Raw genomic sequence first — 22,674 nt, forward strand, 5'->3', positions numbered from 1 at the left:
TTGAACTTTGATATAGTGCTCTCTCTTAATTTCATGAGATATGTAGAAAGATAATATTATTAATGCTAAAATTAATATTATTAAAATGTTGACTTTTTTCATTTAATTCACTTCCGATAGAAAAGGTTGGTTTATATGAATAATACAGATAAAACTTCATAAAAATTCGCTGATTACTCATACAAAGATGGAGAAATTGGTGATAAATTATTTGCTTCGAAACAAAAATACAAAATTATCGAAAAACGAGACGATAAACAAAATGGTTTCCGTGCTTATGCTTTTGCTCCAGTGAAAAATGGTAAAACTGATACAAATCATATAGTTATTGGTTATGCTGGTACCGATCCTTTAAGTATTCATGATATATTTACAGACGCTCAACTTCGAATTCATCATAACACAAAAAAACCTAAAATTAATAATTATTATAAAAATTTAAATCATACTACAATCAATAAAAGCTACAATGACTTTTCTGATGATAATGATATTGTTAATAGTACCTATAATGTGACTAAAGAAGCTTTAAAAAATAGTTTTAGTTTGCAGAATACTTTAAATTCACCAAATTTATTAAAACGTAAGTTTCCAATTACAAATGCATATGATTCCTCAATAATGGTACCTACTCAAATGGCAGAAGGTGTTGCTTTTACTAAAGCGGTAAAAGAGAAATATCCTAATAGTCATATAACCGGTGCTGCACATAGTTTAGGCTCAGTACATGCTCAAATCAATACAGTATTTGGCAATATAGAAGGAGCCACTACGTTTGGTGCTCCAAATGTAAATGAAACGTTTTCTAAGAATTATCAAAATAAAATTGATTCCCGTCAATTTGAACAAACCGTTAGAAATATAGGTCATCCAGATGACATGATTAATAATTTGACATTTGGAAGGGACCGAATCGGCTCAAATATCATCGCCTTTCCTCATATCAATAAAGGATTATTTATACCATTTTTAGATCAACATTCTATTGCTAATTATGATGATTTTGTTAAAGGTGGTAACATTCATGAAATGACAAAATCTGAGTTAGCTCAATACAGAAAAGCACAAAAATTAAGTTTAACGTATAAAACGTTTGGCATCCCCATGAGTTACAATGATTATATCCAAATTATGAATAAGAAAGTCAAAGATGACAAAGACTCTACTACTAAGAGTAAAAATAAATCGAAAAGTTCCTTTTCTAAAAGCGTCAGTGCCTTTTCTGATAGTATGGTTAGGATTGGACTCGGCGGTATCGGTGGTAATGGTAAAAAAATAAAAATCCACTCTGATAAGGTAAGGAATATTGCTAATCAACTTAGAGAAAAAATCAATATATATGATAAGTTACTAAGTAAATTAGAAGAATATCAAAGAGATACAACACGTGAAGCGCGACAAATTTTAAATAGGTATGAAAGGGAATTATTAGCAGGTTCTCACGAATTTATTAGTCCTAGTGAGTTAGAAGATTATATGGAGATGCTCGCTAAAGGCGGTTCTGCTGCGAACTTAAGATTTTATGATAATGGATTAATGGAAGATGTGATGCAAGACATCAAACAAAATCAAAAAAGCTTAATGCAATTTGCCGAAAAACTCGATGAAGCTACAGATCAATTTGAAGATAAAGATAAAGAAGAGAGTGATATATTCGGTTTATTTAGTTAAAGGAGATGAAAAAATGAGTTCTGATAAATCTAAAAAAATGTTCAAAGAAAAAGAAAGACTTAGAGAATTAAAGGAAAGAATGCGTGCCGAAACACAAGATATGGTACTTGATGCTAAGTCACGCGTCAAAAGAGAAGAAAGGCTTATTGAGGAAATGCTTCATGAGATTAATCAAGCAGGTCAAGGTATTGAAGAAGCTTTTGAGGGTGAAGCTAGCGAAGCTGCAATTAAAAGTATTGATAAAATCAAACAAAAAAATAAGACGTTAGACACAAACTTTCACTCGCTTTTGAACACATTTAAAATCTATTGATTATTTTTAAATGTTTCTGATATTAAAACAAAAAAATACTAGAAAAGTAGGGAAGGAGACATACTACTATGTATCTATAGCCCACTATCTTAGTTATTATGTTTTAAATTGCAATTTATAATTCTAAATCTCGTGTCATTTCTATCATTTGCGTATAGATTTCATAATATATGTAATTGAATGCCATTGGATGAGGTTGAACAATTTTATCGTAATCCTCAGTATAAACAATAGGTCTAGGTGTAGATAAATTCACATAATGCATCAGATGCTCCGGAAAATCATCACGCTTAGGATTGTTACATACCAATACGAAATCAACATCTAAGTCAATTAAACGTTGAACATCTTTTTCTACTTCTTCAGTATAAAATGGCGAAAATAAGAATACTCGATCAGTCGAATCTATCTCTTCAAATGAATTTAAGTGCTCAAGAGAACGGCTTGAATCAAGCTTTTCCTCACTATCTAACACAAATGCTTCATAAAATTTTAAATCGCCATATCCTTTTATGTATACATAGCCTTCGCCTCCGATAGCTTGTATTAAACATTGTGCTGCCATTTGAATATCTAATGCTTGTTTTTCGAGTCTATTAAATATGCCTGTCAATTGTGTATTAAGAATTTTTGACATGATGTTCCTCCATTCTTTTCATTAAAATATTGTAAATAATACGAGTAGGTTATGCAATATATGAGTAATTGTAATCTTGTATGCGTTTGCAATTGTTGAAAGGTTAAGGATTGTGAAAATTATTAATTTTAAATAAAGTATTCGCATGCATTCACTATGTATTTTTGATATAATGATGTTGAAAAAATACGTGCACAGATGCACTCAAGGAGGAACTTTCATGCCTTTAGTTTCAATGAAAGAAATGTTAATTGATGCGAAAGAAAATGGTTATGCAGTTGGTCAATACAACTTAAATAACCTTGAGTTTACACAAGCTATTTTAGAAGCGTCACAAGAAGAAAATGCACCAGTAATCTTAGGTGTTTCTGAAGGTGCTGCTCGTTATATGAGTGGTTTCTATACAGTAGTTAAAATGGTTGAGGGATTAATTCATGATTTAAATATTACTGTTCCAGTGGCGATTCATTTAGATCATGGTTCAAGTTTCGAAAAATGTAAAGAAGCAATTGACGCTGGATTCACTTCAGTTATGATTGATGCTTCTCACAGCCCATTCGAAGAAAATGTTGAAATCACATCTAAAGTAGTTGAATACGCACATGAAAGAGGCGTTTCTGTAGAAGCTGAATTAGGTACAGTTGGGGGACAAGAAGATGACGTTGTTGCTGACGGCGTAATCTATGCAGATCCTAAAGAATGTCAAGAATTAGTTGAAAAAACTGGTATCGATACTTTAGCACCTGCATTAGGTTCAGTTCATGGACCATACAAAGGTGAACCTAAATTAGGCTTCAAAGAAATGGAAGAAATTGGTGCTTCTACTGGATTACCATTAGTATTACACGGTGGTACAGGTATCCCAACTAAAGACATTCAAAAAGCAATTCCTTACGGTACTGCGAAAATTAATGTAAACACTGAAAACCAAATTGCTTCAGCTAAGGCTGTTCGTGATGTATTAAATAACGATAAAGATGTTTACGACCCACGTAAATATTTAGGACCAGCACGTGAAGCAATTAAAGAAACTGTAAAAGGTAAAATTAAAGAATTCGGTACATCTAACCGCGCTAAATAATTTTATATCATATCGCTCTAAGGCCATTGAAACGATGCTTTCAATGGTCTTTTTTATGCTATACTAAAATCAGAAATTCAATTATAAATATACACTTCACACGTTTAAACAGATATTAATTAAAATGAAACAATATTTATTTCATACATATACACAATTTTAACGATTAAATTATTGTAGAAGAGGTAATAATTTAATATCGATGTAAACTTGAATTAAGTAGAACACGAATTAATGACGTTAAGTATAATAATTTTTCAAATAAATCATTTTCTGTAGCTAAGAATTGAAGTATTTTACAAACAAAGTAAAATTATTTTATAATGCTAATAATGTGAAATTTTAAAAAAGAAGGAAACAAAGGAGACAAATCGTATGGTTCAAGAGGTAATAAAAATAAGAGGTGGACAAACACTAAAAGGAGAAGTAGAAATTAGTGGTGCGAAAAATAGCGCTGTTGCTATTATCCCCGCAACTTTATTAGCTCAAGGACATGTAAAGTTGGATGGTCTTCCTCAAATCTCTGATGTCAAAACTTTAGTGAGTTTGTTAGAAGATTTGAATATTAAAACGAAATTAAATGGTAAAGAATTAGAAGTAGATACTACTGAAATAGAAAATGCACCTTTACCTAACAATAAAGTTGAGTCGCTTCGTGCTTCATACTATATGATGGGCGCAATGCTTGGACGCTTCAAAAAGTGTGTAATTGGTTTACCAGGAGGATGTCCATTAGGGCCTCGTCCAATAGACCAACATATTAAAGGGTTTAAAGCATTAGGCGCAGAAATAGATGAATCGAGTGACACATCTATGAAGATAGAAGCTAAAGAATTAAAGGGAGCTAATATTTTCTTAGATATGGTCAGTGTAGGTGCTACGATTAATATTATGCTTGCAGCAGTTCATGCTAAAGGTCAAACTATCATTGAAAATGCCGCTAAAGAACCTGAAGTTGTAGATGTTGCAAATTTCTTAATGAGTATGGGAGCTAATATTAAAGGTGCAGGTACTACTACAATAAAAATTACAGGCGTTGAAACATTGAATGGTACAGAATACCAAATCATCCCTGATAGAATTGAAGCGGGTTCATATATGTGTATGGCTGCTGCAATGGGTGAAGAAGTGACATTAAATAACATCGTACCTAAGCATGTAGAAGCTTTAACGGTAAAATTAAGAGAACTTGGTGTCGACATTCAAATTGAAGACGAGAAAGCAATTATTCGCAAACAAGCGCCATATAAGAATGTAGATATTAAAACTTTAGTTTATCCAGGTTTTGCAACGGATCTTCAACAACCAATTACACCTCTATTATTTATGACGAACGGTCCTTCTTTTGTAACGGATACGATTTATCCAGCAAGATTTAAACATGTGGAAGAACTCAAACATATGGGTGCTAATATTTATTCTGATGAAGGCACTGCAACAATTAAACCATCTCACTTAAAGGGTGCAGAAGTTTATGCAAGTGACCTTCGTGCAGGCGCATGCTTAATTACTGCTGGTTTAATTGCTGAAGGTGTAACTACTATTTTCAACGTAAAACATATTTATAGAGGGTATACAAATATCGTTGAACACTTGAAATCACTCGGTGCAGATATTTGGACTGAAGAAATTTAAGATTTTGTGATATACTATTTATACTAATAATTGGGAGACAAAAGATACATGCCTACAATTATGAGCATATTTAATATGAGGTGAGGCAAATGGAAATCTGTCCATATCTTGAAGAAACCTTCAAAATTGTCGGTCGGAGTTGGAATGGACTTATTATAAACTATTTATCTAGATGTGAAAGTCATTCTGCTCACTTTTCCGATATGAAAAGAGATTTAAAAACAATTACTCCTAGAGCTTTAAGTTTAAAATTAACTGACTTAGGAGAATGGAATCTTGTTGAAAAGAAAATTATTTCTTCAAGTCCTATAGAAATTGTGTATGAATTGACTGATAAAGGACATGCATTAGCAGAAGCATTGAAGCCTATGGAAGAATGGGCACAAAAATATGTCGAATTAGAAACAAATGCTTCAAAATAAATCTAAGTAAATATTTAGTCAGAAATTGCTTACAGAGTTCAACTTTGTAGGCAATTTTTTTGTGCAATAAAGGGCATTTCGTTTATAGTTACTAAACGGAAAATAAATAACGCTCAATTTATTTCCAATTATATTGATGTTTAAAGTAGGCTTTCAAAGGATATTTAATATATATAACTATTTCGAAGGAGTGAATATTGAATATGAGAAATTTCACTAAACAATATATTAACGGCGAATGGGTTGATAGTGCGAGTGGCGAAACAATAGACGTAATCAATCCTGCAACTGAAGAAGTGATGGGTTCTGTAGCAAAAGGTAATGCAGATGACGTCAATAAAGCAGTAGAAGCTGCTGATAGCGTTTATGTACAATTCCGTCATAGCTCTGTTGAAGAGAGAAGAGATTTACTAGATAGAATTGTAAAAGAGTATGAAAATAGAAAAGAAGATATCATTGAAGCAATTACTGATGAACTTGGTTCACCATTATCCGTTTCTGAAAATGTACATTACCAAATGGGATTAGATCATTTTACAGCTGCAAGAGATGCGCTAGATAACTTTGAATTTGAAGAACAACGTGGTGATGACTTAGTAGTTAAAGAAGCAATCGGGGTAGCTGGATTAGTAACACCATGGAACTTCCCAACTAACCAAACATCATTGAAATTAGCTGCAGCATTTGCGGCAGGTAGTCCAGTCGTGTTAAAACCTTCTGAAGAAACACCATTTGCGGCAATTATCTTAGCTGAAATCTTCGACAAAGTTGGTGTGCCTAAAGGTGTATTCAACTTAGTAAATGGTGATGGTGAAGGTGTAGGTAATCCATTAAGTGAACATCCTAAAGTAAGAATGATGTCATTTACTGGTTCTGGCCCTACAGGTTCTAAAATTATGGAAAAAGCAGCAAAAGATTTCAAAAAAGTATCTCTTGAATTAGGTGGTAAATCACCTTACATCGTATTAGATGATGTTGATATTCAAGAAGCTGCTAAAGCGACAACTGGCAAGGTTGTCAACAATACTGGACAAGTTTGTACTGCAGGTACACGTGTACTAGTTCCTGAAAGCATTAAAGAAGATTTCTTAACTGCAGTGAAAGAACAATTTAGTCAAGTTAAAGTTGGTAATCCTAGAGAAGAAGGCACACAAGTTGGTCCAATTATTAGTAAAAAACAATTCGACCAAGTTCAAGATTATATTGATAAAGGTGTTAACGAAGGTGCTGAACTCTTCTACGGTGGTCCTGGCAAACCAGAAGGATTAGATCAAGGTTACTTCGCTCGTCCAACTATTTTCACCAATGTGGACAATCAAATGACTATTGCTCAAGAAGAAATCTTTGGTCCTGTAATGTCTGTAATCACTTATAATGATTTAGATGAAGCCATTGAAATTGCGAATGATACTAAATATGGTTTAGCCGGATACGTTATCGGTAAAGATCAAGACACATTACGCAAAGTAGCACGCTCAGTAGAAGCAGGTACAATTGAAATCAATGAAGCTGGCAGAAAACCAGACCTACCATTTGGTGGCTATAAACAATCAGGTTTAGGTCGCGAATGGGGCGATTATGGTATTGAAGAATTCTTAGAAGTTAAATCAATTGCTGGATATTTTAAATAATTGAATAAATAGATTAAATCTTGCAATTAAACGATGCACGGAACTATTTTAGTTCCGTGTTTTGTTTTTATTGTTATATTTTCTAAATTCATTTTGTAATTAAAATGAAAATTTGCTATAGTTATTCTAGTATTTAGAAGGTTAAGACACATATGAACGTGAAAAAGTAGTTAACTTTGCTTTGTTTTTATAAAAGTTAAAAAAGTTTTCGCAAGGTTATATTTTGAAACTTTTCATCAAAACCTACTAAAAACGTTTAATATGTCAGAGCCTCGCAACATAAAAAATAACGAAATGGGTGCAAGTCTATGCCTGAAAGAGAACGAACGTCTCCTCAGTATGAATCTTTCCACGAACTTTACAAGAACAATACTACTAAAGAGCTCACTCAAAAAGCCAAATCTTTAAAATTGACGAATTATAGTAAATTAAATAAAAAAGAATTAGTTTTAGCCATCATGGAAGCTCAAATGGAGAAAGATGGCAATTACTACATGGAAGGTATCTTGGATGATATACAACAAGATGGATATGGTTTCCTTAGAACAGTCAACTATTCTAAAGGTGAGAAAGATATTTATATTTCTGCCAGCCAAATTCGACGTTTTGAAATTAAACGTGGCGATAAAGTAACTGGTAAAGTCCGTAAGCCTAAAGACAATGAGAAATATTATGGATTACTCCAAGTTGACTTTGTTAATGATCAGAATGCAGAAGAAGTAAAAAAACGTCCTCACTTCCAAGCGTTAACACCTCTATATCCTGAAGAAAGAATCTTATTAGAAACAGCTCCAACTAATTATTCTACTCGTATTATGGATTTAGTGACGCCGATTGGTTTAGGTCAACGTGGGTTAATCGTAGCTCCGCCTAAAGCTGGTAAAACAAGTTTATTAAAAGAAATTGCAAATGCGATTGCAGCGAATAAACCAGAAGCAAAACTCTTTATTTTACTTGTAGGCGAGCGTCCAGAAGAAGTGACAGATATTGAAAGATCTGTTGAATCTGCGGAAGTTGTACATTCTACATTCGATGAGCCGCCAGAACATCACGTTAAAGTAGCTGAATTATTACTAGAGCGTGCCAAGCGTTTGGTTGAAATTGGTGAAGATGTCATCATCTTAATGGATTCAATTACACGTTTAGCTCGTGCATACAACCTTGTTATACCACCAAGTGGTCGAACGTTATCTGGTGGTTTAGATCCAGCGTCTCTTCATAAACCGAAAGCCTTTTTCGGTGCAGCGAGAAATATTGAAGCAGGGGGAAGCTTAACTATTTTAGCTACAGCACTTGTTGAAACTGGATCAAGAATGGATGATATGATTTACGAAGAATTCAAAGGTACAGGAAACATGGAACTTCATCTTGATCGTAAATTATCAGAACGTAGAATATTCCCAGCCATTGATATTGGTAGAAGTTCTACGCGTAAAGAAGAATTACTTATTTCGAAAGCCGAACTCGATTCATTATGGCAATTACGTAATTTATTTACAGACTCTACTGATTTTACAGAACGCTTCATCCGAAAATTAAAACGCTCGAAAAATAATAAAGAATTTTTCACTCAATTACAAAAATCAGCCGAAGAAAGCACGAAAACAGGTAAGCCAATTATCTAACGAATATTGATAAAGGGTTGCGTTTTAAATTGATTCCTATTATAATTACACAGTATTGGGTAAAAAACTCACAAATAACTCTGTTCCAGATGGTTCAGGGCAAAGGAGCTGAAAGAAATGAAACAAGGAATTCATCCTGAATACCACAAAGTTATCTTTTTAGATACAACTACAAACTTTAAATTCTTAAGTGGTTCTACTAAAACATCTTCAGAAACTATGGAATGGGAAGATGGAAATGAATACCCAGTTATTCGTTTAGACGTATCTTCTGATTCACATCCATTCTATACTGGCCGTCAAAAATTCGCTGCTGCGGATGGTCGTGTGGAACGCTTCAACAAAAAGTTTGGTTTCAAATCAAACAACAACTAATTTTGAATTTCAACTGTCTACGTATCCATTATTATGGGATTGTAGACAGTTTTTTTATTTTGGATAATTTCGTTACAATAAATGAGGGTTGAGAGTTAAGTTCCTAAATTGTTTGTAATAAGTGAGTATCATTGCTTAATTTAGAATAATACTTTGAAAATGCATTTAACTACATAAAAAATATGATATAATTAAGCGATTATGTTTTGAAAAAAGGTGGAACTCTCAATGTATGAAACGTACCATTCCGGATGGATTGAAACTATTACTGGAAGTATGTTTAGTGGTAAATCCGAGGAGTTAATACGTCGATTAAGACGTGGGATTTATGCGAAACAGAAAGTAGTCGTGTTCAAACCGGCAATTGATGATCGTTACCATAAAGAAAAGGTCGTCTCCCATGATGGTAATGAGATTGAAGCGATAAATATTTCTACGGCTAGAGAAATTTTAAATCAAGATTTAAACAATGTAGATGTTATCGGTATAGATGAAGTGCAATTCTTTGATGATGAGATTGTCAATATAGCAGAACAACTTGCTGAAAATGGTCATAGAGTTGTTGTAGCAGGTCTTGATATGGATTTTAGGGGAGAACCATTTGAACCTATGCCAAAGTTATTAGCGGTAAGTGAACAGGTAACTAAACTGCAAGCGGTATGTGCCGTTTGTGGCTCACCATCAAGCCGTACGCAACGATTAATCAATGGTGAACCAGCTAAAATTGATGATCCTATTATATTAGTTGGTGCGAATGAAAGTTACGAACCACGTTGTAGAGCGCATCATATTGTGGCTCCAAGTGAAAATGAGAAGGAGGAAATGTAGTGTTTGATCAATTAGATATAGTTGAAGAGCGATATGAACAATTAAATGAAATGTTAAGTGACCCTGATGTTGTCAATGATTCAGATAAATTAAGAAAGTATTCTAAAGAACAAGCAGATTTACAGAAAACGGTAGATGTTTATCGTAGTTATAAATCGAAAAAAGAAGAATTAGAAGATATCGAAGAAATGTTAAGAGAAACTTCTGATAAAGAAGAAGTAGAGATGCTTAAAGAAGAAAGTGCTGCATTAAAAAATGAATTACCAGAAATGGAAGAAGAACTGAAAATTTTATTAATACCTAAAGATCCAAATGATGAAAAAGACGTTATCGTTGAGATTCGTGCTGCTGCTGGAGGAGATGAGGCAGCCATTTTTGCCGGAGATTTAATGAGAATGTACTCTAAATATGCCGAAGCAAATGGCTTTAAGACTGAAATAGTCGAAGCATCAGAAAGTGATCATGGTGGTTATAAAGAAATCAGTTTTTCAGTATCTGGTAGTGGTGCATATAGTAAATTGAAATTTGAAAATGGGGCACATCGTGTGCAACGTGTACCAGAAACAGAATCAGGTGGTCGTATTCATACATCTACTGCTACAGTAGCAGTTCTACCTGAAGTAGAGGATGTTGAAATTGAAATACGCAATGAAGACTTGAAAATTGATACGTATCGTTCAAGTGGTGCGGGTGGTCAGCACGTCAATACAACTGACTCAGCTGTCCGTATTACTCACTTACCAACGGGTGTAATTGCGACATCTTCTGAGAAATCTCAAATTCAAAACCGTGAAAAAGCAATGAAAGTGTTGAAAGCACGTTTATATGATATGAAATTACAAGAAGAGCAACAAAAATATGCATCTCAAAGAAAGTCGGCAGTAGGGACAGGGGACCGTTCTGAACGTATTAGAACTTATAATTACCCACAAAGTCGTGTGACTGACCACCGTATTGGTTTAACACTGCAAAAGCTCGGCCAAATCATGGAAGGACATTTAGATGAGATTATCGACGCGCTCACACTTTCTGAACAAACTGAGAAATTGAAAGAATTAAATAATGGTGAATTATAGAGAAAAGCTTGAAGAAGCTATCCAACTCACTTTAGATAAAGGATATGAACAAAGTAGAGCAGAATGGTTATTCTTAGATGTTTTTCAATGGTCTAGGACAGATTATCTTATTCATAGTCAAGAATTAATGTCACAGGCTGATATTTCGAAATTTGATTTAGCGCTACATAGAATGTTGAAAGGAGAACCGATTCAATATATTGTAGGTTTTCAATCATTTTATGGATATAAGTATAAAGTTGATGCCAACTGTCTTATCCCACGTCCGGAAACTGAAGAAGTAATGCTTCATTTTCTTAAATTATGTCGTAATAAAGATGGTGTAGTAGATATAGGAACAGGTAGTGGTGCAATTGCTATCACTCTGAAATTGCTTCGCCCTGATTTAGATGTCTACGCTACAGATTTATATGAAGATACTTTAAATGTGGCTAGAAACAATGCGGACACCCATCAACAAGATATTCACTTTCTTCAAGGAAATGCGTTAAAGCCATTAATTGAGAAGGGGATTAAAGTGGATGGCTTAATTTCGAATCCTCCTTATATTGATGAAGCGGAATCTAAAGACATGGATGATACGGTACTTCAATTTGAACCTCACCATGCACTTTTTGCTGAAAATAAAGGCTATGCTATTTACGAGGACATCTTAAAAGATTTACCACAAGTAATGAATGAAAATGGACATGTTGTTTTTGAAATTGGTTATAATCAAGGTGAAAAATTGAAGTCAATCGTGACAACAATGTATCCAAACAAAAACGTAGAAGTGATACGAGACATTAATGGGCACCAGCGTATCGTATCTATTAAATGGTAGTTCAACTTTCAATTGTTAAGTGTATATTTAATCGTGGTTTCAATAAATAAAAAATGTTTAACCATATGTTGTGTTACTAATATAATGATTATAAATATAAGATGGGTGGGACTTTAAATTCAACAAACGACTAACTGAATTAAGTTCCACTCTTTTTTCCGTACATGATATAAATTAGAAAGAGGTGAAGAAAATGGAAACTCACATTTGGGATGTTCGGGCCTTTAAAGATAACTTACATCAATATCCATATATAAATGATATTAAAGATACCGTGATTAAAGGTGGATTAGTAGCGATTCCAACGGAGACGGTATATGGGTTAGGTGCAAATGCAAAAGATGAAGAAGCAGTGAAAAAGATTTATGAAGCTAAGGGTCGACCTTCTGACAATCCTTTAATTGTTCATGTGCATCATAGAAAACAACTGGATAAATTTGTTGAACATATTGATGAACGTGTTTCAAAACTAATGGAAGCATTTTGGCCTGGGCCTATTTCCTTTATTTTACCGCTTAAATCAGGTTATTTATGTGAAACAGTAACGGGGGGATTGAATTCCATTGCTGTTCGTATGCCTAGTCATAAAATAGGAAGAGCGTTACTTCAAGTTATAGATGAACCCATTGCTGCACCAAGTGCTAACTTAAGTGGTCGCCCATCACCTACGACATTTGACCATGTGTTTCATGACTTAAATCATAAAATTGACGGTATTGTAAACGGTGATCAAAGTGAAGAAGGACTCGAAAGTACAGTTCTTGATTGCACGCAGTTTCCATTTCGCATTGCACGTCCAGGCTCAGTAACGAAAGAGATGATTGAGAAAGTCTTACCAGAAAGTGTGCAAGATATTCATTTTACTGAAAATGAAAAGCCTATTGCGCCAGGTATGAAATATAAACATTATTCGCCAGATACTCCTCTTACAATTATTGAAAATTTAAATCATAAAATTGATAATAATGAGAAATGGAAAGATACTGCTTTTATTTTTCCTGAAAGTATGAAATCTTTACTACCGGAAAGTGCACAGTTCATTTCTTTATGTAAGAATGCTCAAGATATTAAAACTGCTAACCACAATTTATATAGCATCTTGCATTCAATAGATCGCTCTAGTGACATTCAACGTGCTTTTATTTTCGGATTTGAAAAAAAGGATCAATCTGAGGCAATTATGAATAGAATGCTCAAAGCAGCAGGTAATGAAATAATTAAAGGTGATACGCTATGAAAATCATATTTGTATGTACAGGAAATACATGTCGTAGTCCATTGGCAGAAAGTATTGCTAAAAAGTTATTGCCAAATGATGATATTCAATCACGTGGATTATTTGCGATGGATGGACAAGCTATTTCAGAAGCATCGTTACAACTTATTCATGATCATCATTTGCCTGAACCTACGAATGCCCAACAGTTAGGCATAGATGATTTAGAAGCGGATTTAATTTTAACGATGTCTAAATCTCATAAAGAATTGATTATGGCACAATATGGTCAGCATTCAAATGTTTATACACTCAATGAATACGTCAATGTTAATGGTGAAATTGCAGATCCTTATGGGGCTCCTGCAGAAGTATATGAACAAACGTATCACAAGATTTACGATTTAGTTAAGAAAATGAAAACCACTCGGGATTAAATTATATATAATTAGTATATGTTAGGCTTTAAATAAGTTATAATTAGGGAGTATAGCAAGTTTGCTATGTTCCTTTTTATTTTATACAAAGGGGTGGGTTCAAATGCGTGATTTACAAAAACTGCTTGACGAACTAAAAGATATGTCGTTCTTTAAGAAAGGCGAATTGTGTATCATTGGATGTTCAACTTCAGAAGTGATTGGCGAAAAAATTGGTTCAGTGGGATCAATGGATATTGCTAAAGAAATTTTTGAAGCATTGAAACAAATTGAAAAGGATACAGGCGTGTCGTTTGTCTTTCAAGGATGTGAACATATCAATAGGGCGATTACAATGGAAAGCACAAATTTCAACCCACTGACTATGGAAGAAGTTACTGTTGTTCCAGATGTACATGCAGGTGGAAGTTTATCCACTTATGCTTATCAACATATGAAAGATCCAATTGTAGTAGAACATATTACTGTTCCAAAAGGTATAGATATTGGTCAAACATTAATTGGTATGCATATTAAACATGTTTGTGTTCCAGTTAGAACAAGTGTTAAACAAGTTGGAGAAGCTATCGTTACCATAGCAACATCAAGACCTAAGAAAATTGGTGGCGAACGTGCTAAATATCATTAATATTAAGGAAGAAGGGGATTTTTTATGTCTTATATCGAAAAACAGGATAAAGTTATTTTTGAAGCAATTCAAAAGGAGTACAACCGTCAAAACGGAAATATTGAATTAATTGCATCTGAGAATTTTGTATCTGAAGCTGTTATGGAAGCACAAGGCTCAGTTTTAACAAATAAATATGCAGAAGGATATCCTGGTCGCCGTTACTATGGTGGTTGTGAGTATGTAGATGTAACTGAAACTGTTGCAATCGACCGTGCTAAAGCATTATTTGGTGCTGAACATGTAAATGTGCAACCTCATTCAGGTTCTCAAGCCAATATGGCTGTATATCTAGTAGCCATTGAAATGGGAGATACTGTTTTAGGAATGAACTTAAGTCATGGAGGTCATTTAACACATGGCTCACCAGTGAATTTCAGTGGTAAATTCTATAATTTCGTTGAATATGGTGTAGATAAAGAAACTGAACGTATTAATTATGACGAAGTACGTCGATTAGCTTTAGAACATAAACCAAAATTAATTGTCGCTGGAGCTTCTGCATATTCAAGAACGATTGACTTCAAAAAGTTTAAAGAGATTGCGGACGAAGTTGGCGCTAAATTAATGGTAGATATGGCACATATTGCTGGATTAGTAGCAGCTGGTTTACATCCTAACCCTGTGGAATATGCTGATTTTGTTACGACTACGACACATAAAACTTTACGTGGACCTCGTGGGGGTATGATTTTATGTAAAGAAGAGTATAAGAAAGACATAGATAAGACAATCTTCCCTGGCATTCAAGGTGGACCTTTAGAACACGTAATTGCTGCTAAAGCCGTAGCATTTGGAGAAGCATTGCATAGCGACTTTAAAGTTTATCAACAACAAGTCATTAAAAATGCTCAAGCTTTGTCTAAAACTTTAATAGATGAAGGGTTTAGAGTTGTCTCAGGTGGCACAGATAACCATTTAGTAGCTGTTGATGTTAAAGGTTCTATTAATATTACTGGTAAAGTAGCAGAAGAAACACTTGATAAAGTAGGCATTACTTGTAATAAGAATACGATTCCATTTGATCAAGAAAAGCCATTTGTTACAAGTGGTATTAGACTTGGAACACCTGCAGCAACAACACGTGGTTTCGATGAATCAGCATTTGAGGAAGTAGCAAGAATCATTAGCTTAGCTTTAAAACATACAGATGATGAAGCTAAACTCAATGAAGCTAAAGAAAGAGTACACGCCCTTACTTCAAAATATCCACTATATGAATAATAGATAAACACATTGGAGGAATATGAAAATGAGTAAAGTACATGTTTTTGATCATCCGTTAATTCAACACAAATTAAGCTATATTAGAGACGCTCATACTGGTACGAAAGAATTCAGAGAGCTTGTAGATGAAGTAGGCATGTTGATGGCTTATGAAGTAACTAGAGATTTAGAGTTACAAGATGTTGAAATTCAAACACCTGTAACCAAAATGACAGCTAAGCGCTTAGCAGGTAAAAAATTGGCTGTTGTACCTATTTTGAGAGCAGGTTTAGGAATGACTGATGGCGTATTAAGCTTAGTTCCTGCTGCAAGAGTAGGGCATATTGGCTTGTACAGAGACCCAGAAACACTTAAAGCTGTAGAGTACTTTGCCAAATTACCTCAAGATATCGATGAGAGACAAATTATTGTTGTTGATCCAATGTTAGCAACAGGCGCTTCAGCTATAGAAGCCATTTCATCATTAAAACAACGTGGTGCGAAAAGTATTCGTTTTATGTGCTTAATCGCTGCACCCGAAGGTGTTGAAAAGATGCAAGAAGCACATCCTGATGTTGACATTTATATCGCAGCACTTGATGAAAAGCTAAATGATAAAGCATACATTACACCTGGTTTAGGTGATGCTGGTGATAGATTGTTTGGTACTAAATAATAGATTCGGAGATAGATATTTTTGAAGAAAAAAATTATGACCATTTTCGGAACAAGACCTGAAGCTATTAAGATGGCACCACTTGTAAAAGCATTAGAAAAAGATCCTGAGTTGGAGCCTATAGTTGTTGTTACAGCACAACATAGAGCAATGCTTGATTCAGTTTTGAAGACGTTTAATATCGTTCCTCATTATGATTTAAATATCATGAAAACAGGGCAAACATTGTCTGGTATTACATCGAAATCGATGGTTCAACTTGAGGACATAATTAAATCTGAAGTGCCAGATATGGTTCTTGTACACGGTGATACAGTCACTACATTCTCAGGAGCACTTGCTGCATTTTATAATCAAACACCAATCGCTCATGTTGAAGCTGGTTTAAGAAGTTACGATAAGTATTCTCCATTTCCTGAGGAGATGAACAGACAAATGGTTGGGGTAATGGCAGACTTGCATTTTGCCCCAACTCTTAATGCAGCAACGAATTTAATTAATGAAGGTAAGGCTTCTGACAAAGTAGTTGTCACAGGTAATACAGCTATTGATGCAATGGATTATACAATTGATGATCAGTATACATCTCAAATTATTGATAAACATAGAAATAAAAAGTTTATTCTACTTACTGCACACAGAAGAGAAAATATTGGTCAACCAATGAAAAATGTGTTTAAAGCAGTGAAAAGGTTAATTGAAGATTACGATGATTTAGCTTTAGTATATCCAGTACACATGAATCCTAAAGTAAGAGAATTAGCTGAAACATACTTAGGCAATCATGAACGTATAGAACTCATTGAACCGTTAGATGTTGTTGATTTTCATAATTTTGCGAAACATGCATATCTTATTATGACAGATTCAGGTGGTATTCAAGAAGAAGCGCCATCATTGCATAAACCAGTCCTTGTGCTTAGAGAGACGACTGAACGACCTGAGGGGGTAGAGGCAGGCACCTTGAAAGTTGTGGGTACCGATGAGCAACAAGTTTATAACACAACGAAACAATTATTAGATAATGATATTGTTTATAACAAAATGAGCCATGCAATGAATCCATATGGAGACGGCAAAGCTAGTTTAAGAATTGTGGAGCATATCAAATTCTACTTTGGCTTATTAGATAAAAAACCTAATCATTTTAAATAACGAAAAAATTGCATTGATATATTTTGTGAATATTTTGTGACGAAAATGTCTTAAAATTTAACAAGACTTTGAATGGAATTGACACCGTACAATAGCCTGTATTATCATTTAGATTGTATGAGTGGAACGGTTTACATGATTGGTATAAGACACTCGGAGGCATATAAATGAGTCGATTCTACATCATTTTCAAACAATATATCCAATATTATCTCTATCTCTTGATAATACTTGGGATATTGTATCTAATTGTACCCCACCCTTTTATTTTAGGTTTATTGATAGGTGCATGTGGTTCTTTGGTTAATACATACATCTTTGAAAGCTATTTGGCAAAGGCTAAAGAGAAAGATGCTATACATATATCAACGGGCAATATTTGGAGATATTTAGTAGCAATCATTGCGTGTTTGTTATGGTTTTTCTTTAAGGATCACATCAATATCATAGGTGTATTAATTGGTTTAATGATTTCTTATATTGTAATCATATTGCGCCCTCTACTTAAAAGGGAGTAAAAATTTAATATGAAAGAGGTGAGTTTATGGATCACAAATCCCCACTCGTCAGTTGGAACGTGTTTGGATTCGATATCGTCTTTGACATGGCCAGTGTTATGATGGTAGTTATTACAGCGATTTTGGTTTTCATCATAGCTATAATATGTACACGTAATCTTAAAAAACGACCAACTGGAAAGCAAAACTTCATTGAATGGGTATTTGATTTTGTAAGAGGTATCATTGAAAGTAACATGGCTTGGAAAAAAGGTGGCCACTTCCACTTCTTAGCAGTGACATTAATTCTGTTCATCTTTGTAGCCAATATGCTTGGTTTACCATTCGCTATTGTTACTAACAATCATTATCTGTGGTGGAAATCACCGACAGCTGATGCAACGGTAACTCTTACTTTATCTACAACTATGATTTTACTAACGCATTTTTATGGTATTAAAATGCGTGGACCTAAAGCATATGCAGCTGGATACTTTAAACCTTTCTGGCCACTTGCAATCATTAATGTATTTGAAGAATTTACATCTACATTAACGTTAGGTTTACGACTTTATGGGAATATCTTTGCTGGTGAATTACTACTAAGTTTACTAGCAGGATTAATTTTCGAACAACCAGCATGGGGTTGGATTATTAGTATTCCAGGTTTAATCGTTTGGCAAGCTTTCTCAATCTTTGTTGGCACAATCCAAGCGTATATCTTCATTATGCTTTCAATGGTTTACATGTCACATAAAGTGGCAGATGGACACTAAATTAATTTAATAATTATATACAATTCTTAGGAGGAAAATTTATTATGAATTTAATCGCAGCGGCAATCGCAATTGGTTTATCAGCATTAGGTGCAGGTATCGGTAACGGTCTTATCGTATCTAGAACAGTTGAAGGTGTAGCACGTCAACCAGAAGCACGTGGTCAATTAATGGGTATCATGTTCATTGGTGTTGGTTTAGTTGAGGCTTTACCTATCATCGGTGTTGTAATTGCGTTCATGACATTTGCTGGATAAGACATATTAAGGCGAAGTCTGTTACAAGACTATCGCCGTTCGTTTTGTTTTTTTATAGCTTAGTGATTATATCGACGAAAGGAGTGTCATGAGCCCGTGACTGCAACAGCTAATACATTCGTTCTAGGTGCAGGTGTACAATGGGGAACAATGCTTGTAACTATAGCCACATTCGTAGTACTACTTGCACTATTAAAGAAATTTGCTTGGGGTCCATTAAAAGAAGTAATGGACAAACGTGAGCGTGATATCAATAAAGATATCGACGATGCTGAACAAGCTAAAGTTAACGCTCAAAAACTTGAAGAAGAAAATAGAAAGACACTTAAAGAGACTCAAGATGAAGTTCAAAAAATCTTAGACGATGCTAAGATTCAAGCTCGTAAGCAACATGAAGAAATTATTCATGAAGCAAACGTAAGAGCTAACGGCATGATTGAAACTGCTCAAAGTGAAATTAACAGTCAAAAAGAACGTGCGCTTGCTGATATCAACAATCAAGTATCTGAACTATCAGTATTAATCGCATCTAAAGTTCTTAGAAAAGAAATTTCAGAGCAAGATCAAAAAGCATTAGTTGAAAAGTATTTAAAAGAGGCAGGGGATAAATAATGGTAAAGGTAGCAAAAAAATATGCCAAAGCATTATTTGATGTCTCTAACGATACAAATCAATTATATGTAGTATATGAAGATTTAGAAACGATTAGTCATTCATCTTTTGACTACATTAAAAGTTTAAAAGCGATTGATAGTAACCCTTCATTAACAGCAAATGAACGTAAAACGTTCGTTAATGAGGTTTATAGCGGTGCAAATGAATATGTTGTTAACACGCTAAAAGTTTTAGCAGATAACCGTCATTTATCATGTATTGAAGATGTATTTAGAGCTTTTCAAAGCTTATATAATGCACACTACAATCAAGACTTTGCAATTGTAGAGTCAACTTATGAATTAAGTGAAGATGAATTATCAAGAATCGAACAATTAATTAAGAATCAAACACATTTATCTAGAGTAATTGTAAGCACTAAAATCAATCCAGATTTAATCGGTGGATTTAGAGTGAAGGTCGGTACAACTGTGATGGACGGTAGTGTTAAAAATGACCTTGTTCAATTACAAAGAAAATTTGAAAGAGCTAACTAATATTTAAAGAGGAGTGACATAGATGGCCATAAAAGCTGAAGAAATCAGTGCATTACTTCGCTCACAGATTGAAAATTATGAGTCTGAAATGTCCGTAACTGATGTCGGTACTGTACTTCAAATTGGTGATGGTATTGCATTAATTCACGGATTAAACGACGTTATGGCTGGTGAGCTAGTAGAATTCCACAACGGCGTGCTAGGTTTAGCGCAAAACCTTGAAGAGTCTAATGTTGGTGTGGTTATTTTAGGACCATACAACGAAATTAGTGAAGGTGACGAAGTTAAACGTACAGGTCGTATTATGGAAGTACCAGTAGGAGACGAATTAATCGGAAGAGTCGTTAATCCACTTGGTCAACCTATTGATGGGCAAGGTCCTATTAATTCAACTAAAACACGTCCAGTTGAGAAAAAAGCAACTGGTGTTATGGATCGTAAATCAGTTGATCAACCATTACAAACTGGTATTAAAGCAATCGATGCATTAGTACCAATTGGTCGCGGTCAACGTGAGTTAATTATCGGTGACCGTCAAACTGGTAAAACAACTGTTGCTATCGACTCAATTCTTAACCAAAAAGACCAAGATACGATTTGTATCTATGTTGCAATTGGTCAAAAAGATTCAACAGTTCGTGCAAATGTAGAAAAATTAAGACAAGCCGGAGCTTTAGATTACACAATCGTTGTATCAGCTTCAGCAGCTGATCCAGCTCCATTACTATATATTGCACCTTATGCTGGTGTAACTATGGGTGAAGAGTTCATGTTTAATGGTAAACATGTTCTTATCGTATATGATGATTTAACTAAACAAGCAGCAGCTTACCGTGAATTATCATTACTATTACGTAGACCTCCAGGTCGTGAAGCGTACCCAGGTGATGTATTCTACTTACATAGTAGATTATTAGAAAGAGCAGCTAAACTTAATGATGAGTTAGGTGGCGGTTCAATTACAGCATTACCAATTATCGAAACGCAAGCTGGTGACATTTCAGCGTATGTACCAACTAACGTTATTTCAATTACTGATGGACAAATCTTCTTACAATCAGACCTGTTCTTCTCTGGTGTAAGACCAGCTATTAACGCTGGACAATCAGTATCTCGTGTTGGTGGTTCAGCTCAAATCAAAGCTATGAAAAAAGTAGCCGGAACGTTACGTTTAGATTTAGCTTCTTACCGTGAGTTAGAATCATTCGCACAATTTGGTTCTGATTTAGATGAATTTACTGCACAAAAATTAGAACGTGGTAAACGTACTGTAGAAGTCTTAAAACAAGACCAAAACCATCCTCTACCTGTTGAATATCAAGTGTTAATTATTTATGCATTAACAAAAGGTTATTTAGACGATATTCCTGTGGAAGATATCACTCGATTTGAAGATGAATTAAACCACTGGGCAGATGCGAATGCAACTGAATTATTAAGTGAAATCAGAGAAACTGGTGCTTTACCAGATGCTGATAAATTTGATTCTGCTATTACAGAATTCAAAAAAAGTTTTAATAAATCAGAACAATAATTCTACCTAAATAGAATGTAACTGCGAAATTGAGAGTACATTTAAAACGTCACTTCATTTTGAAAGTTTAAAGTGAAGCGTTAATACTCTAAATAATAAGGTGGTGAGATAATGGGCTCTCTAAAAGAGATAGATAATCGAATAAAATCGACAAAAAAGATGAAACAAATTACTAAGGCCATGAACATGGTATCTAGTTCTAAATTACGTAGAGCTGAGAAAAATACTAAACAGTTCAGACCTTACATGGAGAAAATGCAAGATGCTATTACAGCAGTAGCAGGTGCAAATAGTTCTTCAAATCATCCTATGCTTAAACCAAGAGATGTTAAACGTAGTGGTTATTTAATTATTACGAGTGATAAAGGTTTAGCAGGAGCATATAGTACGAACGTATTAAAAAGCTTAGTGAATGATATTAAATCTAAACACAAAGATAATAGTGAATACAGTATTATTGTTTTAGGTCAACAAGGTGTAGATTTCTTTAACAATAGAGGTTATGAAATCGAAAGTTCTTTAGTAGATTTACCAGATCAACCTTCATTTAAATCAGTTCAAGCGATTGCGAAACATGCGATTGATTTATATAGTGAAGAAAATATTGACGAATTAACTATTTACTATAGTCACTATGTGAGTGTTTTAGAAAATAAACCAACAACAAAACAAGTTTTACCATTATCTCAAGAAGATTCTAGCCAAGGTCATGGTCAAATGTCATCTTATGAATTTGAACCAGATAAAGAATCTATTTTAAGCGTTATTCTACCGCAATACGTTGAAAGCTTAATCTACGGTACTATCCTAGATGCTAAAGCTAGTGAGCATGCTTCTCGTATGACTGCAATGAAAAATGCTTCTGATAATGCGACTGAACTTATTGATGATCTATCATTAGAATACAATAGAGCGAGACAAGCAGCGATCACTCAACAAATTACTGAAATTGTTGGTGGTTCAGCAGCTCTTGAATAATATTAAA

The 22,674-nt window shown here is 34.2% G+C and carries 25 protein-coding genes; 24 read left to right on the top strand and 1 reads right to left on the bottom strand.

Annotation, left to right across the window (positions count from 1 at the left end; all coding sequences use genetic code 11):
* The first annotated feature begins 291 nt into the window (after positions 1–291).
* On the top strand, positions 292–1,671 hold the full coding sequence (locus tag CD155_RS13290; protein WP_103212942.1) for a hypothetical protein: 1,380 nt from the start codon (positions 292–294) through the stop codon (positions 1,669–1,671).
* A 13-nt stretch (positions 1,672–1,684) separates the two neighbouring features.
* Positions 1,685–1,984, top strand: coding sequence for a hypothetical protein (locus CD155_RS07170; RefSeq protein ID WP_103212943.1), 300 nt, complete (start codon positions 1,685–1,687; stop codon positions 1,982–1,984).
* Between the two features lie 115 nt (positions 1,985–2,099).
* Here the strand turns inward: CD155_RS07170 and CD155_RS07175 are convergent, their stop codons facing one another.
* Entirely contained in the window at positions 2,100–2,621 is a 522-nt protein-coding gene (locus CD155_RS07175) for a DUF2529 domain-containing protein (protein WP_103212944.1), read from the bottom strand.
* Positions 2,622–2,841: 220 nt separating this feature from the next.
* Here CD155_RS07175 and fdaB point away from each other — a divergent pair, with 220 nt between their 5' ends.
* The 22 genes from fdaB to atpG all read left to right on the top strand — a co-directional run bounded on the left by fdaB (position 2,842) and on the right by atpG (position 22,667).
* On the top strand, positions 2,842–3,702 hold the full coding sequence (gene fdaB, locus CD155_RS07180) for a class IIb fructose-bisphosphate aldolase FdaB (RefSeq protein WP_037541862.1): 861 nt from the start codon (positions 2,842–2,844) through the stop codon (positions 3,700–3,702).
* A 375-nt stretch (positions 3,703–4,077) separates the two neighbouring features.
* Complete coding sequence (gene murA / locus CD155_RS07185; RefSeq protein WP_070872395.1) at positions 4,078–5,337, top strand: UDP-N-acetylglucosamine 1-carboxyvinyltransferase; 1,260 nt, start codon at positions 4,078–4,080, stop codon at positions 5,335–5,337.
* A gap of 89 nt (positions 5,338–5,426) precedes the next feature.
* Complete coding sequence (locus CD155_RS07190; protein ID WP_002445593.1) at positions 5,427–5,759, top strand: winged helix-turn-helix transcriptional regulator; 333 nt, start codon at positions 5,427–5,429, stop codon at positions 5,757–5,759.
* 203 nt (positions 5,760–5,962) lie between these two features.
* Complete coding sequence (locus CD155_RS07195; RefSeq protein WP_103212945.1) at positions 5,963–7,390, top strand: aldehyde dehydrogenase family protein; 1,428 nt, start codon at positions 5,963–5,965, stop codon at positions 7,388–7,390.
* Positions 7,391–7,698: 308 nt separating this feature from the next.
* The gene (gene rho, locus CD155_RS07200; protein ID WP_002445589.1) at positions 7,699–9,015 is read left to right on the top strand and encodes a transcription termination factor Rho; all 1,317 of its coding nucleotides are present in this window, start codon (positions 7,699–7,701) and stop codon (positions 9,013–9,015) included.
* Positions 9,016–9,132: 117 nt separating this feature from the next.
* Entirely contained in the window at positions 9,133–9,390 is a 258-nt protein-coding gene (locus tag CD155_RS07205; protein ID WP_002435494.1) for a type B 50S ribosomal protein L31, read from the top strand.
* 228 nt (positions 9,391–9,618) lie between these two features.
* Complete coding sequence (locus CD155_RS07210) at positions 9,619–10,218, top strand: thymidine kinase (protein WP_103212946.1); 600 nt, start codon at positions 9,619–9,621, stop codon at positions 10,216–10,218.
* The gene (gene prfA, locus CD155_RS07215) at positions 10,218–11,294 is read left to right on the top strand and encodes a peptide chain release factor 1 (RefSeq protein WP_070872397.1); all 1,077 of its coding nucleotides are present in this window, start codon (positions 10,218–10,220) and stop codon (positions 11,292–11,294) included. The genes CD155_RS07210 and prfA overlap by 1 nt, the downstream gene beginning before the upstream one ends.
* A complete protein-coding gene (gene prmC, locus CD155_RS07220) occupies positions 11,281–12,117 on the top strand; it encodes a peptide chain release factor N(5)-glutamine methyltransferase (protein WP_103212947.1) in 837 nt (278 codons plus the stop codon). Before prfA ends, prmC begins: the two co-directional genes overlap by 14 nt.
* A 193-nt stretch (positions 12,118–12,310) precedes the next feature.
* Entirely contained in the window at positions 12,311–13,354 is a 1,044-nt protein-coding gene (locus CD155_RS07225) for an L-threonylcarbamoyladenylate synthase (protein ID WP_103212948.1), read from the top strand.
* Complete coding sequence (locus tag CD155_RS07230) at positions 13,351–13,770, top strand: low molecular weight protein arginine phosphatase (RefSeq protein ID WP_002445583.1); 420 nt, start codon at positions 13,351–13,353, stop codon at positions 13,768–13,770. The genes CD155_RS07225 and CD155_RS07230 overlap by 4 nt, the downstream gene beginning before the upstream one ends.
* A 103-nt stretch (positions 13,771–13,873) precedes the next feature.
* On the top strand, positions 13,874–14,398 hold the full coding sequence (locus CD155_RS07235) for a TIGR01440 family protein (RefSeq protein ID WP_002445581.1): 525 nt from the start codon (positions 13,874–13,876) through the stop codon (positions 14,396–14,398).
* Positions 14,399–14,422: 24 nt separating this feature from the next.
* Positions 14,423–15,661: a serine hydroxymethyltransferase gene (glyA, locus tag CD155_RS07240; RefSeq protein WP_070830004.1), complete on the top strand. Its 1,239-nt coding sequence runs from the start codon at positions 14,423–14,425 to the stop codon at positions 15,659–15,661.
* Positions 15,662–15,689: 28 nt separating this feature from the next.
* Positions 15,690–16,319, top strand: a complete 630-nt coding sequence (gene upp / locus CD155_RS07245) for a uracil phosphoribosyltransferase (protein WP_037541861.1) — start codon at positions 15,690–15,692, stop codon at positions 16,317–16,319.
* Positions 16,320–16,355: 36 nt separating this feature from the next.
* On the top strand, positions 16,356–17,474 hold the full coding sequence (gene wecB / locus CD155_RS07250; protein WP_172605866.1) for a non-hydrolyzing UDP-N-acetylglucosamine 2-epimerase: 1,119 nt from the start codon (positions 16,356–16,358) through the stop codon (positions 17,472–17,474).
* Between the two features lie 167 nt (positions 17,475–17,641).
* The gene (locus CD155_RS07255; protein ID WP_037541860.1) at positions 17,642–17,992 is read left to right on the top strand and encodes an ATP synthase subunit I; all 351 of its coding nucleotides are present in this window, start codon (positions 17,642–17,644) and stop codon (positions 17,990–17,992) included.
* 26 nt (positions 17,993–18,018) lie between these two features.
* Positions 18,019–18,747, top strand: a complete 729-nt coding sequence (atpB, locus tag CD155_RS07260; protein ID WP_103212950.1) for a F0F1 ATP synthase subunit A — start codon at positions 18,019–18,021, stop codon at positions 18,745–18,747.
* A gap of 44 nt (positions 18,748–18,791) precedes the next feature.
* Entirely contained in the window at positions 18,792–19,004 is a 213-nt protein-coding gene (atpE, locus tag CD155_RS07265) for a F0F1 ATP synthase subunit C (RefSeq protein WP_001048816.1), read from the top strand.
* A 96-nt stretch (positions 19,005–19,100) separates the two neighbouring features.
* Positions 19,101–19,616: a F0F1 ATP synthase subunit B gene (locus CD155_RS07270; RefSeq protein WP_002445575.1), complete on the top strand. Its 516-nt coding sequence runs from the start codon at positions 19,101–19,103 to the stop codon at positions 19,614–19,616.
* Complete coding sequence (locus tag CD155_RS07275; protein WP_103212951.1) at positions 19,616–20,155, top strand: F0F1 ATP synthase subunit delta; 540 nt, start codon at positions 19,616–19,618, stop codon at positions 20,153–20,155. Before CD155_RS07270 ends, CD155_RS07275 begins: the two co-directional genes overlap by 1 nt.
* 22 nt (positions 20,156–20,177) lie before the next feature.
* Positions 20,178–21,689 carry a F0F1 ATP synthase subunit alpha gene (gene atpA, locus CD155_RS07280; protein ID WP_002445571.1) on the top strand — a complete coding sequence of 504 codons (1,512 nt, stop codon included), beginning with the start codon at positions 20,178–20,180 and terminating at the stop codon, positions 21,687–21,689.
* Between the two features lie 111 nt (positions 21,690–21,800).
* On the top strand, positions 21,801–22,667 hold the full coding sequence (gene atpG / locus CD155_RS07285) for an ATP synthase F1 subunit gamma (protein ID WP_070830008.1): 867 nt from the start codon (positions 21,801–21,803) through the stop codon (positions 22,665–22,667).
* Positions 22,668–22,674 lie beyond the last annotated feature (7 nt).

Origin of the sequence: Staphylococcus caprae, from assembly GCF_002902725.1 — a bacterium.
Lineage (GTDB): Bacteria > Bacillota > Bacilli > Staphylococcales > Staphylococcaceae > Staphylococcus > Staphylococcus caprae.